At 50.7% G+C, this 16,768-nt stretch carries 18 protein-coding genes; all 18 read left to right on the top strand.

Translation table 11 applies throughout. The features are described from left to right. Positions 1–5: 5 nt before the first annotated feature. A complete protein-coding gene (gene rfbB / locus L6H65_RS02055; protein ID WP_236338659.1) occupies positions 6–1,028 on the top strand; it encodes a dTDP-glucose 4,6-dehydratase in 1,023 nt (340 codons plus the stop codon). Then, the gene (gene rfbD / locus L6H65_RS02050; RefSeq protein WP_236338657.1) at positions 1,025–1,873 is read left to right on the top strand and encodes a dTDP-4-dehydrorhamnose reductase; all 849 of its coding nucleotides are present in this window, start codon (positions 1,025–1,027) and stop codon (positions 1,871–1,873) included. The genes rfbB and rfbD overlap by 4 nt, the downstream gene beginning before the upstream one ends. A gap of 6 nt (positions 1,874–1,879) precedes the next feature. Continuing rightward, a complete protein-coding gene (locus L6H65_RS02045; RefSeq protein ID WP_236338655.1) occupies positions 1,880–2,833 on the top strand; it encodes a glycosyltransferase family 2 protein in 954 nt (317 codons plus the stop codon). Between the two features lie 91 nt (positions 2,834–2,924). Beyond that, positions 2,925–4,331 carry an undecaprenyl-phosphate glucose phosphotransferase gene (locus L6H65_RS02040; RefSeq protein ID WP_236338654.1) on the top strand — a complete coding sequence of 469 codons (1,407 nt, stop codon included), beginning with the start codon at positions 2,925–2,927 and terminating at the stop codon, positions 4,329–4,331. Further along, a complete protein-coding gene (locus tag L6H65_RS02035) occupies positions 4,321–5,289 on the top strand; it encodes a glycosyltransferase family 2 protein (RefSeq protein ID WP_236338653.1) in 969 nt (322 codons plus the stop codon). The genes L6H65_RS02040 and L6H65_RS02035 overlap by 11 nt, the downstream gene beginning before the upstream one ends. 175 nt (positions 5,290–5,464) lie before the next feature. Next, positions 5,465–5,938 carry a hypothetical protein gene (locus tag L6H65_RS02030; RefSeq protein ID WP_236338652.1) on the top strand — a complete coding sequence of 158 codons (474 nt, stop codon included), beginning with the start codon at positions 5,465–5,467 and terminating at the stop codon, positions 5,936–5,938. 230 nt (positions 5,939–6,168) lie between these two features. Further along, positions 6,169–6,540, top strand: coding sequence for an NADH-quinone oxidoreductase subunit A (locus L6H65_RS02025; protein ID WP_236338651.1), 372 nt, complete (start codon positions 6,169–6,171; stop codon positions 6,538–6,540). Then, on the top strand, positions 6,525–7,043 hold the full coding sequence (locus tag L6H65_RS02020; protein WP_236338650.1) for a NuoB/complex I 20 kDa subunit family protein: 519 nt from the start codon (positions 6,525–6,527) through the stop codon (positions 7,041–7,043). Before L6H65_RS02025 ends, L6H65_RS02020 begins: the two co-directional genes overlap by 16 nt. Continuing rightward, complete coding sequence (locus L6H65_RS02015) at positions 7,040–7,825, top strand: NADH-quinone oxidoreductase subunit C (protein ID WP_290370285.1); 786 nt, start codon at positions 7,040–7,042, stop codon at positions 7,823–7,825. Before L6H65_RS02020 ends, L6H65_RS02015 begins: the two co-directional genes overlap by 4 nt. 6 nt (positions 7,826–7,831) lie before the next feature. After that, a complete protein-coding gene (locus L6H65_RS02010) occupies positions 7,832–8,932 on the top strand; it encodes an NADH-quinone oxidoreductase subunit D (protein ID WP_236338649.1) in 1,101 nt (366 codons plus the stop codon). Continuing rightward, positions 8,932–9,945, top strand: a complete 1,014-nt coding sequence (nuoH, locus tag L6H65_RS02005) for an NADH-quinone oxidoreductase subunit NuoH (protein WP_236338648.1) — start codon at positions 8,932–8,934, stop codon at positions 9,943–9,945. The genes L6H65_RS02010 and nuoH overlap by 1 nt, the downstream gene beginning before the upstream one ends. 14 nt (positions 9,946–9,959) lie before the next feature. Continuing rightward, positions 9,960–10,415 (top strand): NADH-quinone oxidoreductase subunit NuoI, encoded by a 456-nt coding sequence (nuoI, locus tag L6H65_RS02000; RefSeq protein WP_236338647.1) that lies wholly within the window; start codon positions 9,960–9,962, stop codon positions 10,413–10,415. 2 nt (positions 10,416–10,417) lie between these two features. After that, positions 10,418–10,936, top strand: coding sequence for an NADH-quinone oxidoreductase subunit J (locus tag L6H65_RS01995; RefSeq protein ID WP_236338645.1), 519 nt, complete (start codon positions 10,418–10,420; stop codon positions 10,934–10,936). Then, on the top strand, positions 10,936–11,238 hold the full coding sequence (gene nuoK / locus L6H65_RS01990; protein WP_236338644.1) for an NADH-quinone oxidoreductase subunit NuoK: 303 nt from the start codon (positions 10,936–10,938) through the stop codon (positions 11,236–11,238). Before L6H65_RS01995 ends, nuoK begins: the two co-directional genes overlap by 1 nt. Before the next feature lie 6 nt (positions 11,239–11,244). After that, a complete protein-coding gene (gene nuoL, locus L6H65_RS01985; protein ID WP_236338643.1) occupies positions 11,245–13,119 on the top strand; it encodes an NADH-quinone oxidoreductase subunit L in 1,875 nt (624 codons plus the stop codon). Then, complete coding sequence (locus L6H65_RS01980; protein WP_236338642.1) at positions 13,116–14,720, top strand: complex I subunit 4 family protein; 1,605 nt, start codon at positions 13,116–13,118, stop codon at positions 14,718–14,720. The genes nuoL and L6H65_RS01980 overlap by 4 nt, the downstream gene beginning before the upstream one ends. A gap of 1 nt (position 14,721) precedes the next feature. Next, positions 14,722–16,287, top strand: a complete 1,566-nt coding sequence (locus tag L6H65_RS01975; RefSeq protein ID WP_236338641.1) for an NADH-quinone oxidoreductase subunit N — start codon at positions 14,722–14,724, stop codon at positions 16,285–16,287. 292 nt (positions 16,288–16,579) lie between these two features. Continuing rightward, the coding region (locus L6H65_RS01970; RefSeq protein WP_236338640.1) for a hypothetical protein at positions 16,580–16,768 on the top strand (189 nt) is incomplete at its 3' end.

The raw sequence follows: 16,768 nt of genomic DNA, 5'->3' as shown, positions 1-16,768 counted from the left end.
AGCCAATGAAATTATTAATTACCGGCGGCGCCGGATTTATAGGAAGCAACTTTGTACTTTATATGGCGAAGAAGTACCCGGAGTATCAGCTCGTCAATGTTGACGCGCTTACTTATGCGGGCAATCTGGAGAACCTGCGCTCTGTAGAGGGAAATCCGAATTACCGCTTTGCAAAGGCTGACATTGCGGACCGAGCGGAAATGGAGCCATTGTTCGATGATGGAGTCGACGCCGTTATCAACTTTGCGGCAGAGTCTCATGTCGACCGCAGCATTCTGCATCCCGATATCTTCGTTCGTACGAATATTATGGGCACTCAAACGCTGCTGGATCTGGCCAAGCAGTATAAGGTTTCCAAGTTCGTTCAAGTGTCCACGGATGAAGTATACGGCACTCTTGGCGAAACAGGCCTTTTCACAGAAGAAACGCCGCTGGCCGCCAACAGTCCATATTCGGCTAGCAAAGCTGGCGCGGATCTGCTTGTACGGGCCTATCATGAGACATTCGGCATGAACGTCAATATAACGCGCTGCTCCAATAACTATGGACCGTACCAATTCCCGGAGAAGCTTATTCCGCTTATGATCCAGAACGCGCTGAATGATAAGCCGCTTCCTGTCTATGGGGATGGACTGAATGTCCGCGATTGGTTGTATGTCGAAGACCATTGCAGCGCCATCGATCTTGTATTGCATAAGGGTGTTTCAGGAGAAGTCTATAATGTGGGCGGCAACAACGAACGCAACAATCTTCAAGTTGTCCGTACTATTCTGGCTGAGCTGAATAAGCCGGAATCGCTTATCTCCTACGTGACAGACCGTCTAGGACATGACCGCCGTTACGCGATTGATGCGGACAAAATCCGCAATGAGCTGGGCTGGTCGCCCAAATATGATTATGAGAATGGCATAAAAGAGACAATCCGCTGGTACCTTAGCAATAAGGAGTGGATGGAGCAGGTTCTCTCCGGAAGCTATCAGCAATACTATGCAACACAGTACGGTGAACGCTTGGGTACGAATTCATGATGAATACCACGCGAGTTCTTGTTACTGGCGGCAACGGGCAATTGGGACGGGAACTTGCAAGCCTGTCCTTGCTTGGCTTTGATATTCGCGGCTGCGGCCGCAATACTCTGGATATTACGAATCTGGAACAATGCCGCGCCGTCTTTACCAGTCACAATCCACATATTGTCATTCATTGCGCTGCCTATACTGCTGTCGATAAGGCCGAGTCCGAACCGGATGAGGCTTTTCGCGTTAATGCCGTAGGAACGCGCAATGTGGCGGTTGCTGCGAGAGAGGTCGGGGCGAAGCTGTGTTATATAAGCACCGATTACGTGTTTGACGGAACAGGGGACACACCTTTTAACGAAATAGACCATACGAATCCGAGAACAGTTTATGGCAAGTCCAAGCTGGCGGGGGAACAGGCGGTAGCCAGTCTGCACGATCGTTACTTTATCGTCAGAACCTCTTGGGTATACGGCAAGTACGGCAATAATTTTGTGCAAACGATGCTCAAGCTTGCCAGCGAACGCGATTCCCTGAAAATCGTTCACGATCAGATCGGCTCGCCAACCTATACGCTTGATCTCGCTCTCTTTTTATTGGAGCTTACTCAAACGGACTATTACGGCATTTATCATGCCTCCAATACAGGGACATGCTCATGGTTTGAATTCGCACAGGCGATTTTCGAGGAAAGCGGTTTGACGAAGATACAGCTGGAGCCATGTACAACAGAAGAATTTCCGCGTCCTGCGCCAAGACCGGCCTATTCGGTTATGGATCATTCAGCGATCCGGACCAACGGTCTCCAAGAGCTAAGACACTGGCGGGACGCACTTATTCATTATTTAAAAGGATGATAACCCATGAATCGAACAGCGACTGCGAGCGTATGCATCGTAACCTATAACAGTGAGTCAGATATAGAGCGGTGCTTGCAGGCTGTTCTTCGGCAGTTGTATCCGATTGAGCGGATAATTGTAGTCGATAACGCTTCTTCAGATGGCACGTGCGACGTTGTACGGCGCTTTGACAGCCCTGTTCAACTGGTCGCCAATGAAGTCAATAATGGGTTCGCAGGCGGTCAGAATCAAGCGATAGGCCATACGGAATCGGACTACGTTCTTGTCTTGAACCCCGATGTTGAGCTTCACCCCGACTACCTGACACGCATCATCAATCATATGGAGCTTCATCCCCGTACAGGAAGCGCAACAGGGCAGCTCATACTCGCCTCTGATCGAAACGTCATCGACAGTACCGGTATCGAGATGGGGAGCTCTCGCAAGGCATGGGATCGCGGAGCTGGCGAGCAGGTTTCCGAGTGGCAGCTGTCTGGGGATGTGTTCGGCGTATCCGGCGCTGCCTCTGTATATGCGCGCAGGATGATTGCCGACATCAGTATGGATGGACAGTTCTATGATGAGGCCTTCTTTGCATACAAAGAAGATGTCGATGTCGCCTGGCGGGCTCGGCAGTTGGGCTGGCAATCCTATTATGTCGCAGAAGCAACAGCTGTTCATGAGCGCGGCTGGAAATATACGGGACGCAGGGGCCGGAAGCAAGTTCCGCTGTTTCTGCGGCGGATATCCTACCGCAACCGCTTGTTCATGATCGTGAAGAATGAGCCGGGCGGTGGGAAGCTTCTGCTTGCATTGCCTCGCTTGCTGGGGCTGGAGTTACTGCAAATCGGCTATCTGATCATTTTTGAACCGGGATTATTGAAGTGCTGGGTGGAACTTATTCGGGCGTTCCCTCGTCTATTAAGACAGAGACGGACGCTGAAGAATCAAATTTCGAGCAAAAAAGCAAGAAGTTAACAGTGCTGAGGGTTGGTTCCCTCTTCTTTTTTTGATACAATATTGATAGATTCGACTTCGAAAATAAGGTATAGCAAGGAGTGAAATAACTGTGATCCGACAAAATCAACGATTTCTGACCCAAATATATGTGTTATCGGATCTGCTGTGCACTCTTTTGATGTTCTTATTTTCGTACTGGTTGAAGTTTGGCAGCGGACTGATGTCGCACTATAACACACTTCCTCTCAAAAACTATCTTCTCTGGGGGACGATCTACTCCTTTGCCGCGATATTAATCGGTTTCTATGTGAGGTTCTACGCTCCAAGACGGCGGAAAAGTCCTTCCTACGACATTCTGAAAATATTGCAAGTGCACGGTCTGAGCTTTCTGGGCTTGCTCAGCATTCTATTCATTTCGAAGGAAGTTCATATTTCGCGTGAGTTTTTGGCGATTTTCCTGATTGCGAACGTAGTGGGTATGATCGCTTATCGATATATTGTGAAGCGGGTGCTCTCCCGTCTTCGCCGCAAGGGCTTCAACAAACGTTATGTATTGATTCTTGGCGCGGGCTCAGTTGGCCGGAGCTTCTATAATAATTTGATGCAGCACCCTGAGCTGGGTTACGAGGTTATTGGTTTTCTGGATGATTTCCAGTCGACCCATGAGCAGGAGAACAGCCATATGAAGCCAATCATCGGCACGATCGACGATCTGGACGATACGCTTGAGAAATTTATGATCGACGAAGTGATCATCGCGCTGCCGCTGAAGGCGCATAAGAAGTATGCCCGAATTATTGATAAATGCGAGCGGACTGGCGTCAAAACGTTAATTATTCCTGATTTCTTCGATCTTCTGCCAGCCCGGCCGTTCTTCGACAATTTCGCTGGTCTTCCGATGATTAATGTAAGGGATATTCCGCTCGATGAGCTGAGCAACAGGCTTCTCAAACGGGCATTCGATATTGGCTTCTCGCTCGTAGCAATTATTCTGACTTCACCGGTCATGCTTGCTGTCTGGATTGGAATCAAGCTCACCTCTCCAGGACCGGTCCTCTTCAAGCAAGAGCGTATGGGGCTTGACCGTCGCAACTTCCATATGTACAAATTCAGGTCAATGCATGTTTCTGATCCGAGTACAGCGGATACGCAGTGGACGGTCGAGAATGATCCGCGCCGAACATGGTTTGGCTCATTGCTGCGCAAGACGAGCATCGACGAGCTGCCACAGTTCTTCAATGTGCTGGCAGGTCATATGAGCGTTGTAGGTCCGCGGCCCGAGCGCCCGTATTTCGTGGAACAGTTCAAAGAAGAGATTCCCAAGTATATGATCAAGCATCATATTCGACCCGGCATCACGGGATGGGCGCAAACGAACGGTCTTCGCGGTGATACCTCGATTGAGGATCGGATCAATCATGATATTTTCTATATTGAAAACTGGACCTTCCTGTTCGACTTGCGAATTATTGTGAAGACAATAGCGAAAGGTTTAATGAATAAAAATGCCTACTAATGATACAGTATCGCCTCGTATTTCGGTTATTATTCCAACTTACAATGCAGGATCGGGCTTGAGGGGGCTGCTGGCTCGCTTGCAGGGACAAACCCTTCAGCCTTATGAAATCATTGTCGTTGACTCATCCTCGTCTGATGGCACGGCGGAGACTGCAAGACAATGCGGAGCGCGTGTGTTCACGGTGCTGCAAAGTGAATTCGATCATGGCGGCACTCGCAATTATGCTGCCGGATTGGCAGGGGGAGACATCCTCGTCTTTATGACGCAGGACGCCATGCCAGCGGATTCGAGCATGCTTTTCGAATTGACTCGCCCACTGCAGGATGAGAAGGTTGCCTGCTCGTATGGCAGGCAGCTGGCAAGAGCGGATGCAACGATTCTAGAGCGGATGATGCGGGAATACAACTATCCGGATATAGCAGCCAGCAAGGACAAGTCGGATCTGCCCAAGCTTGGCATTAAAACGTTCTTCTGCTCCAATGTTTGTGCGGCCATTCGCAAGGAGGCATTTGTTGAAGCAGGACGGTTTCCAGAGCCGGTTATCTTCAATGAAGACCTGTTCCTGGCAGCCAAATGCATCCTTCAAGGCTATACGGTCATCTATGCGGCACAGGCGCAGGTCATTCATTCTCACAACTATTCGCTGATGCAGCAGTTCCGGCGATTTTTCGATAACGGGGTGTCCATGCGCAACAATGACTGGGTATTCCAATACTCGGCTGTAGGCAAGGAAGGGATGAAGCTGATTCGCAATCAGCTGAAATCATTGCATCAGCAGCGTCTATGGCTATGGATGCCAAGGCTTATTGCCGAGTCTGGGATGAAATTCATCGGATATCAATTGGGCAAGCGTCATCGCAAGCTCCCGAACGCGCTTTGTGTGAAGTTCAGCATGCACCCTCGCATATGGAGCAAGATCACGGCGATGACAGGCGGAGCAGCCAGAGAGCAATAACAAGTATCGCACCGCGCGCGGCTACCAGCGTGCGGTGCGGCGTTGCATGTAGGGGTAGTAGGAATGCTGCGGGATGCAGCATTGCCGATAGTTGTTGACCATAAGCATACACCGGTGCATCGCTCGCTGGGAACTGCGCCAGTCTGAATGAGAAGATGAGCAGGAGGACGGCTTTATGAAGAAATGGATTATTGCCCTTTCAATTCTAGTCGTTGCCGGCTATTTCGGTTACCAGTACGCTTATCAATATGTCACGGATAGAGTGATGGATGAAGTCGTTGAGCAAATGATAGATTCCGATGAAGTGGACAAGCTGCTTGCTGATCCCGAGGTTCAGCAATTGATGGCGGATAGCTTGAGCGCAGAGGATGTTCAGGATGCGGTTGAGAAATCAGGGATTGGAGGGGATACCCAGGCCCCAGATACTCCGAATACACCATCAGGCAAAAAACTGGTCGTGAAGAACAAGGATGAAGCCATCAAGCTTATTCTGGATAAGTTCTCGATCGGCGAGCTTAAGGATCTGGCCACTAATGCCAAAGGGATGTCCAAAGAGGAGCAGGAGGAGCTTCTGTCCAGATTCACGGATGAAGAGCTGGAATCGCTCAAAATCATCGGACTAATGGAAGTGGAGAAAAGAAAGAATTAAGCTGCGGGATGCCAGGCAACGGAATGAGAGGAGGGGCAAGTCCACTTAGGGATTTGTCCTTCTTCTATGCAGGAGGATACATGCCGGCTGATTTCTTTGTTTTTACAAGGAAGCGCATACAATTACATCATAGACGCAAGTGACAGCTTTTGTTATAATTGTGAGGGAAATTTCACCAAGGCGCGAAGGCTCCTATTCCCGCCCCTATTACGACTCAAGGAGGCGATTGTGTGGAGAAGTACATTAATAATTATGTCATTGTTGCGATCTTCATTGTACTGGGTATTCTGCTCCCGGTGGTAGCTCTGACATTCGGACGGATGCTTCGGCCTCATAAGCCGAATGAAGAGAAGAAGACCACCTATGAAAGCGGGAACGAGCCAGTAGGAGAAGGTCAAGTGCGTTTTAACGTACGCTACTATTTATTTGCGCTGATGTTCGTCATATTTGATATCGAAACTGTTTTCCTATACCCTTGGGCCGTGGCGTATAATCAGCTCGGTCTTTTTGTGCTTGTAGAGATGGCGATCTTCGTCAGTCTGCTGCTGATCGGTCTTATCTATGCCTGGAAGAAGAAGGTGCTTACATGGAATTCAATCTAGAGAAGATTACTCCTGAAGAGCGACGCGAGTTGGAGCGCAATGTTTTTATGGGCACACTGGATGAGCTCAAAGCATGGGCGCGCAGCAACTCCTTATGGCCGTTAACGTTCGGGCTTGCCTGCTGCGCAATTGAAATGATGGGCACAGGCGCGTCTCATTACGATCTTGACCGATTTGGCGTCATATTCCGTACCTCCCCGCGTCAATCTGATGTTATGATTGTCGCCGGAACTGTAACGAAGAAGATGGGGCCGTTGCTGAGAAGGCTGTACGATCAAATGCCAGAACCCAAATGGGTCATTGCGATGGGATCCTGCGCCACTGCTGGCGGCCCGTATGTGAAATCTTACGCCGTCATGAAGGGCGTCGATCAGATTGTTCCGGTTGATGTCTATATACCAGGCTGCCCGCCCAATCCGGCTGCTCTTATCTACGGCATTAACAAGCTCCAGGAGAAAATTCGCTATGAAGCGAAGACCGGGAAGCGGGTGACAGGCCGATGAGCGAGAACGAGGAACAGAACAAAGAACAGAACACAGAACAGAACACAGAACAGAACACAGAACAGAACACAGAACAGAACACAGAACAGAACACAGAACAGAACAAACCAGCTTCTTCAGCAGAACAAGCTGAGGTGAGCATTTCGGCCGAGCCGTCAATCGTTGCCGAGACCACCGCTGCTCCAGCGGTTGACCCCGAGCGCGAAGCGAAGCTGAAGGCAGCTGCTGAAGCGCGTGAGGCGCGAGCTGCAGCCAAGGCGAAAGCCGAGAGCGAGGCGGCTCCTGAGGAACCGAAGACGCCGTCTCCGAAGCAGCCGCTGCTGGATGAAACTGTTGCGCTTATTCGGTCGCTAGTCTCAGAGGATGCTGTTGAAGAAGCTTACATAAATGAAATGAACGCTCATATGCCTGTCATTGTAGTTAAAGGCGACTGTTGGAGCGAGGTAGCTCAATTGATGAAGACGCATCCCACGCTGGATTGCGATTATTTGCGCAACGTTACAGGCGTTGATTACGAAACGCATATGGAGGCCGTCTATCATCTCGTATCACTTCAGAGCAAGCAGGATTATGCAATGAAGGTGAAGACAGATCGGGAGACGCCGTCAATTGCTTCCGCAACGCCGATATGGGCAACCGCCAACTGGAATGAGCGGGAGATCTTCGATCTGCTGGGCATTGATTTTCCCGGCCATCCCGATATGCGGCGTATTATGATGCCTGACGATTGGGTCGGACATCCGCTGCGCAAAGATTATGAACCGCTTGACCCGGAGGTGTAAATAGCCGTGATTCGTACAGAAGAACTGCTGCTCAACGTTGGACCACAGCATCCCAGCACCCACGGCGTGTTCCGTATTATCGTCAAGCTTGATGGAGAAGTGATAACGGAAGCGATACCGGTTATGGGCTACCTGCATCGTGGCACCGAGAAGCTCGCCGAGGATTTGAACTTTACACAAATCATTCCTTATACCGACCGGATGGATTACGTATCGGCAATGACGAATAATTATGTGCTTTGCCATGCGGTAGAGACGATGATGGGACTTGAAATTCCCGAGCGCGCCGAATTCATGCGCCTAATCGTGATGGAACTGCAGCGGGTTGCGAGCCATCTTGTATGGTGGGGAACCTATCTGCTCGATATAGGTGCTATGAGCCCATTTCTGTATGCTTTCCGAGATCGGGAAATCATTATTGATCTGTTCAACGAGCTGTGCGGCGCGCGTCTAACCTACAACTATATGCGTGTCGGCGGCGTGAAGTGGGATGCTCCGGAAGGCTGGCTTGACAAGGTAAGGGATTTCATCCCTTACATGGAGAAGAAATTAGACGAATACAACAACCTTGTCGGGGGTAATGAAATCTTCCTTGCCCGAATCAAGGGAATCGGCAAATATGATGCACAGACGGCAATAGATTATGGCCTGTCCGGGGCGAATCTTCGCTGCACCGGCGTGGATTGGGATTTGCGGAAGGCTGAGCCTTATAGCTTGTACAATCGGTTTGAGTTCGACGTTCCGCTCGGCAAGACCGGCGACTGCTATGATCGTTATCTAATCCGGCTCGAAGAGCTGCGCCAGTCGCTGCGCATCCTGAAGCAGGCGCTGGAGCAGATGCCATCCTCCGGCGAGGTCATGGGCAAGGTGCCTCGTGTGATCCGGCCGCCGGCTGGGGAAGTATATGTACGCATCGAGTCTCCGCGGGGCGAGATTGGCTGCCATATCGTTTCCAAGGGCAAGGCAGAGCCGTACCGGCTGAAGTTCCGCAGGCCGTCCTTCGTGAATCTGCAAATACTGCCCAAGCTGCTCGTTGGCGAAACGATGACGAACCTCATTACAATTCTGGGCGGCATTGATATTGTTGTCGGGGAGGTAGACGCCTGATGGGTGCTTGGCTGGACGAATCGCTGACTTGGGGCAATGCGCTCATCTTTTTTCTATGGGGCGTTATTCTTCTGACCATCGTACTTGGCTTCGTTACATATGCGATCTATTTCGAGCGGAAGGTTATCGGATGGATGCAGCTTAGAATCGGCCCCAATCGGGTAGGTCCGCTGGGACTGCTGCAGACCGTTGCTGATATCTTCAAGCTGCTGATCAAGGAAGACACCATTCCGCGCAAGGCGGATCGCGTGTTGTTCATCCTTGCGCCAGCGCTTGCTTATGTGCCGGCCTTTGCCGTATTGGCGGTCATCCCTTATACACAGGATTTATATTTTGCAGATATTAATGTCGGACTGCTCTACTATGTTGCGCTGTCAGGCATTTCTACCATAGCGATCGTAATCGGCGGCTGGGCCTCGAACAATAAATATGCGCTGCTTGGCGGCATGCGCTCCGCTGCGCAAATGATCAGCTACGAGGTTCCGCTTGTCATCTCTGTTGTTGGCGTCGTAATGATGACGGGAAGCTTGAACCTTCGCCTCATCGGCGAGCACCAGGGCAACTGGTTCTGGGAGTGGAATTTCCTGCCGCAGATTATCGGCTTTGTCGTATTCATTATAGCGGCGGTGTCGGAGCTGAACCGGACGCCGTTCGATCTGCCGGAAGCGGAATCAGAGCTTGTGGCCGGTTATCATGTTGAGTACAGCGGCTTTCGCTTCGCCTTCTTCATGCTGACGGAATATGTTTATGTCTATGCTATCGCGGCGCTGACAACGGTATTGTTCCTGGGCGGCTGGCATCCACCGGCGCCTTTCCTTGATTTTGTGCCGGGAATAGTATGGTTTCTGCTCAAGTTCTCATGCATCGTATTTTTCCTGTTCTGGCTGAGGGCGACGATGCCGCGTATTCGCGTGGATCAGCTCATGGGCTTCGGTTGGAAGGTGCTCCTGCCGCTGGCGATCTTGAATGTGTTCATTACAGCTCTGTATCTTGAGCTGTTCATCAAAGGATAACGGGGGGAGCAGGAATGAAAGGACTGTTGAAAGGACTTGGCGTCACGTTCAAAGCGATGACCGCGAAGAAGATCACCACTTCCTATCCCGATGTGCCGTTCGTCATGCCGGATCGATTCCGCGGTATTCAGCATTTCGAGCCTGACAAGTGCATCGTCTGCAATCAATGCGCGCGCATATGCCCGACAGAATGCATCACATTGACAGGGAAGGCAAATCCCGACCCTGAGAAGAAGGGCAAAGTTATCGATACGTACGATATTAATTTCGAGATATGCATTCTATGCGATCTATGCACAGAGGTATGTCCGACAGAAGCGATCGTGATGACGAATAACTTTGAGCTTGCTTCGTACAGCCGTGATGATCTGTTCAAGGATCGCGAATGGCTGGACAGCAACAATCATAATGTGCGTAAGGACAATAACAATATCGGAGCTCCTGCCGCTGCCAAAGGGGGAGCCAAATAAAGATGTTTAACATTGAATGGACCGGTGAGTATATAGCCTTCATCGTGTTCTCCGCAGTTATTATTAGTGGCGCTGTGTTCATGATCAACTTCACAAAGGTTGTTCATATGGTGGTTTCCCTAGCCGCTGTATTTATTGGCATAGCGGGAATGTTCGTGTTGCTGAATGCAGAGTTTCTGGCTTTCGTCCAAGTGCTTGTCTATGCGGGCGCGGTTTCCATCCTGATGATCTTCGGAATAATGATGACGAAGCATAAAGAGAGCGAGACGGAATCCAAGCGAGGACTTCACAGCCTCTTGGTGGGAATAGGCGCTGTGGCATTGTTCGGTATTCTGTTCTATGCGATTCGGCAAACAGAATTTCCTCAGGAGCAGCCTCTGCAAGCAGTTGAAGATAATACATTGGAGATCGGCAAGCTGCTGTTTACCGGCTATGTCGTGCCTTTCGAGATTATATCGGTGCTGCTGACCGTCGCATTTATCGGGTCTATTGTGCTGGCGAAGAAGGAGGCAAACGAATAATGTTGTCTTCCTATCTCATGGTGGCGGCGATTCTGTTCTGTATTGGCTTATACGGTGCGCTTGTGAAGAAAAATGCCGTTATCGTTCTGCTCTCCATTGAACTGATGCTGAACGCGGTCAATTTGAATCTCGTCGCGTTCTCCAAGTACGGTGTCGTCCCGTCGCTCACGGGACAGATCTTTACATTGTTTACGATTGCCGTCGCAGCGGCGGAGGTTGCTGTAGGCATTGCGATACTCATTGCGTTGTTCCGTGCTCGCGGTACAGTGAATGTCGACGAATACGACGAGATGAGGAGGTAAACCGAAGTGGATACAATGTTCTCTGAGATGGCATGGCTTATCCCATTATTTCCGCTGGCAGCTTTTCTGCTGCTGCTTGCGTCAGGTCGAAGCGGACGGAGGGTGGGCGTTGCCATCGGCTCGGTTGGCTCGCTCGCATCGCTCGTACTCTCGATACTCGTATTAATCGAGCATATGGGAGACGGGGCCACCTATTATCAGGACGGCTTCAAATGGATTGATCTGGGCAGCTTTCAATTGAATTTCGGTTATGAAGTAACGAATTTATCGGCACTGATGCTCGTAGTCGTGACCGCTGTCAGCTTTCTTGTCAATGTGTATTCGGCTGGCTACATGCGGGATGATGAGCGAATAAGCGTCTTCTACAGCTATATTGCGCTTTTTACGTTCTCTATGCTCGGACTAGTGCTTGCCGACAATATGCTGTCGCTTTATTTTTTCTGGGAGCTTGTTGGTGTCTGCTCCTTCCTGCTGGTCGGCTTCTGGTATACGAAGCCTGCGGCAAGAGCGGCGGCGAAAAAAGCGTTTATCGTTACACGGATCGGCGATGCTGGACTTCTAATCGCTATTCTGCTCTTGTTCTGGTACATGCCGGACCATGCGCTTGATTTCGTCCGAATCGAAAATGTGTTTGAGGGACAGACCGGCGCGGTTGCTGCTGGGGTAACGACGTTGATCGCGATTCTGATTTTTGTGGGAGCGATAGGCAAATCCGGGCAATTCCCGCTGCATGTATGGCTGCCGGATGCGATGGAAGGGCCGACTCCGATCAGCGCGCTCATTCATGCCGCAACAATGGTAGCAGCTGGCGTTTACCTGGTGGCGCGGACCTTTGATATTTTTCAGGCGTCGCCTGTCGCGATGGAGACGGTTGCCTATATCGGGGCGTTTACCGCAATATTTGCGGCAACAATCGGAATTGCTCAGAACGATATTAAACGAATTCTGGCTTATTCAACAGTGAGCCAGTTAGGTTATATGATGATGGCCCTTGGGCTGGGATCATTGACGGGCGGCGTCTTTCACCTGTTCACGCACGCATTCTTCAAGGCGCTGCTGTTCCTGGGCGCAGGTAGCATTATCCATGCCGTGCACACGCAGAATATTAACGAGATGGGCGGATTAGGGTCCAAAATGCGCATTACAGCGTGGACCTTCGGCATTGGCGCATTGGCGCTGTCGGGCATACCGCCATTCGCAGGCTTTTGGTCCAAGGATGCGATTCTGGCTACAGCGCTGCATGAGAATCCGACATTGTTTGTGGTCGGTGTAGTCGCAGCATTCTTCACCGCCTTCTATATGTCACGATTGTTCTTCCTCGTATTTACTGGCAAGCCAAAGGGAGACGGGAAAGCGCATGAATCGCCATTGTCTATGACAATACCGCTTATTATATTGGCAGTTTTTGCAATCGGGGCAGGCTTCATTGAGACGCCGTGGAACGGCACGCTGAGCGAATGGCTTACCGGTACAGCAGCAGCCGCACATTCAGGCGGCGGGCTTGTAATGGTTATATCGACAGCGGTTGGAGCTCTCGGCATCTACCTGGGCTGGCTTGTTTTTGTCAAAGGGACTATAGCACGGGATGCAATATCCTCCCGTGCGCCATGGCTTGCACGCTTGTTGGAGCGCAAATATTATATCGATGAAATCTACGAGGCCATTCTTGTCAAACCGCTGCGCGGTCTTGGCCAGCTGCTGAACGCGATTGATCAATACTTAATTGACGGAATCGTATCCTTTATTGGCGGAACAGCCGTATTTCTGGGACGCGGCGGCACCCGCCTGCAGAATGGACAAGTGCAAACCTATGGACTTATTACGATACTCGGTCTCGTTATTCTCATCATCGCCGTTGTCGGAAGGAGGTTTTGGTCATGATGTCCGACCTGCCGATATTGTCGCTAATTACCTTCTCCCCTCTGCTGGGCATTATTGTTCTTGCCTTACTGCCAAAAGGCAGCAGCCGCGCTCTGCGGGCAACCGCGATCGTGGCAACGATCATTCCTCTTCTTCTCTCGTTCTGGCTGTATGCCGATTATGACGGAGCAGTCGATGGAAAGCCGTATGAAGAGCAGTTTACATGGGTCGATACGCAATTTGACCGATTGACGGGCACCTCTGAAGGCACTTTGTCGTTCAAGCTTCAGTATGAGATGGGAGTGGATGGCTTATCGCTTCCGCTGCTACTGTTAACGACGATCGTAGCTCTGATGGCCGCGCTCGCCTCGATTCACATCAAAAAAAGGTGGAAGTCATTCTATATTTGGTTTCTTCTGCTCGAAATCGGCATGTTGGGCGTATTTCTTGCCCGTGACATCATTCTGTTCTTCGTATTTTTCGAAATGACGCTTATACCGATGTTCTTCCTTATTGGCATATGGGGGTACATGGGACGAGAGAAAGCGGCGAACAAGTTTCTCATTTACAATGGCATCGGGTCGGCCATAATGCTGATTGCATTCGTTCTGCTCATATCGACTGCCGGATTCAACATAGATACCCAGACCTTCAGCGGCAGCTATGAGACCATTAAAGCGAATTTACTGGATATGCAGGCAGCAGTGAATGTTGCCGAGGCATGGACTGGGAATTACAGCAATCTGTTCATGTCGGAGACGATGCACTGGACTATTTTTATACTGCTGCTGGTCGCTTTCGGCATTAAGCTGCCGCTGTTTCCGTTCCATACCTGGATGCTGCGGGTGCATACAGAAGCGCCGCCAGCTATCGTAATGATTCACTCCGGTATCCTGCTTAAAATGGGAGCTTACGGCCTGCTGCGTTTTGGCGTCTTTCTCTTCCCGGAGCAGGCGCATGAGTGGGCAGTCGTGCTGGCTGTGCTGGGCGTCATTAATATTCTATACGGCGCGGTGCTTGCACTCGTGCAGAAGGAATTCAAGCTGGTGCTGGCCTATTCGTCCATTAGCCATATGGGAATCGTCCTGCTCGGAATTGCCTCCTTTAATGAAATTGGCCTGCAGGGGGCGATGATCCAACTGGTGTCGCATGGACTGATCTCCGCGCTGCTGTTCCTGATCGTCGGCAGCTTGTACGAGCGTACAGGAACGACAGAGCTAGGCGAGCTTGGGGGTCTTGCGAAGAGCTTGCCGTTCATGAGCGGTGTTCTTCTGACAGCAGGCATGGCTTCGCTTGGATTGCCGGGATTGTCCGGATTTATCGGCGAATTCCTATCCTTGCTGGGATTGTTCGAATCGATGCGCATCCTGACCGCAATTGCCGTGCTTGGCGTTATACTAACTGCGGTGTATGTACTGCGAAGCGTGCTTGGCATTACGTTTGGTCCTATGCAGGAGAAGTACGGAACGCTGCGGGATGCCAGACTGATCGAAGCGGTGCCCATGATAACGCTTGTGGCGTTTATCGTGCTCATTGGCATATATCCGGCCGTGCTGACCGAGCCGATGAAGCATGGCTTCGATACGCTGCTGCAGCAGCTCAGCGGGAAAGTGGGGGGATAGAATGGAGGTAGTACATAAGGAGCTTCAGCCTTTCACATGGAGCGATGCTGCCTATCTGGCCCCGGAATGGATCTTGATTGCCGTTGCGATAGCGCTTGTCATTCTTGATCTGGCGATGCCGAGCCGCATAAGCAGAACGGTCATCGGGTGGTTGACGCTAAGCGGATTGCTGACCTCGCTAGCATTCGTCATCTGGCGTCTGATCGATCTGAAAGCAGAAGCGCCGACCGAAGATCCCCTGTCACAGATTGGCACTGTTATTCGCATATTTGGAGACAGCTACAGGATCGATGGCTATTCCAGCATGATGAAAATCATTTTCCTGGTAGCGGCAGCACTTATTGTACTGATCAGTATCGGTACAGTGAAGGAGAAAGAAATACCGAATAAAGGCGAGTACTATTACTTGCTTCTTCCCGCCGTCGTAGGCGCAATGGTAATGGTGTCCTCATCCGACCTGATCACATTATATGTCGGTCTGGAGCTGCTGAGCATTACGACATATATCTTGGTCGGTATGCGCAAGTATATCGTTCAGTCGGCTGAGGCGGCATTCAAATATGTAGTGACTGGCGGAATCTCATCAGCGCTGCTATTGTTTGGAATTTCTTATCTCTACGGTGTTAGCGGAACGACTAACCTTGGTTTAATCGGAGAAGGCGCGGTTAAAGCAGGAGATATGTCGGCATTGATGTATGTGGGCCTCTTCTTCGTACTGGCAGGCTTCGGGATTAAAATCGCCGCCGCCCCGTTTCACTTATGGGCGCCGGACGTCTATCAAGGCGCTCCGACTCCGATTAGCGCATTTCTGGGCGTTATATCGAAGGCTGCGGCATTAGCGGTTTTATTCCGAATTGTAGCCAATGTCGGGCTATTGGGGAGCTACACGCAACCGATTATGGGGGATGTAACCTTCGCCGTGCTGATTATGGCGGCCGCTGCGATGATCGCGGGTACGACTGCAGCGCTGAGACAGCATAACATGAAGCGCCTTCTTGCGCTGTCTGGCGTGGCGAACGCGGGCTACTTGCTAGTGCCAGTCGGTTTGGGTGTAAGCGGCATGCATACGTATGTGGGCGAGTTCATTTTTTACTTGGTCATCTACCTGTTTATGAACATCGGCGCCTTTGCGGTATTGTCTGTAATAAGCAAGGCTGCAGGTCATGAAGAAATGAGAGGCTTCGGAGGATTGTATTACCGTGCGCCTTGGACTGCTGTTGCGACCATCGTGTTCGTTCTGTCCTTGGCAGGGCTGCCGATAACGGGCGGATTTTTCGGCAAGCTGTTCATCCTGCTTGGAGCGGCGCAAGCTCAGAATTACTGGATCATAGCGATAATGATTGTGACCAGCGTTATATCTTATTACTTTTATTTCGGGATTATTCGTCAAATGTTCATGCGTTCGACAGGCGAAGCTCACGAAATAACGGTTCCGGCAACAACGGGAATCGTCATTTGGTTAAGTGCAGCGGTAATCGTATTGCTGGGCTTTATCCCAGGTGCGGGTATGGATATTATTCACCAATTCTTCTCCTTCGCTGCGGATATGTTAATTTTATATTTGTGATTTATTTGAGCACTCCCCGGAATAGATTATCGGTGAAACCTATTTGAGGTTCTGACCGTTCTATTTGAAGGGAGTGTTTTTTTATTGCAGTGCGGAATCTGCTGTTTATTGAGAGATTTGGCAAGCTCAACTAGGTCCATTGACATAGGCTAAAGTGGACATTGCTGTAGGGTGGAATGAGAGGTATACTAGGCTCTATGTGCATAAACGGATGAATGTGCGGAAGCGCACAAATATCGGTATGTATCCCCAATGAGTTTCATAATACTAATTTGCAGGTTAAAGGCAGAATATGATGGATCATTTGAAATGGAACGACATTTTCAACAGCATACAGAACAATCATGGAAGCACCCAGCGGCGCCCCGGTTCAACACGGGGGCGCGCTTCGCGTCTGGCGCGCTTGGCGCTGCGGGGCGCGCTCGCAGCGCTGCTGCTGTGGAGCGTCCCTGCGGCGGCAATAGCCTCCGCCGCAGGGACC

The organism is Paenibacillus plantiphilus (assembly GCF_927798095.1).
Classification (GTDB): domain Bacteria; phylum Bacillota; class Bacilli; order Paenibacillales; family Paenibacillaceae; genus Paenibacillus_Z; species Paenibacillus_Z plantiphilus.
The sequence above is the reverse complement of the archived record's forward strand: the minus strand, read 5'-3'. Positions and strand labels throughout refer to the sequence as shown.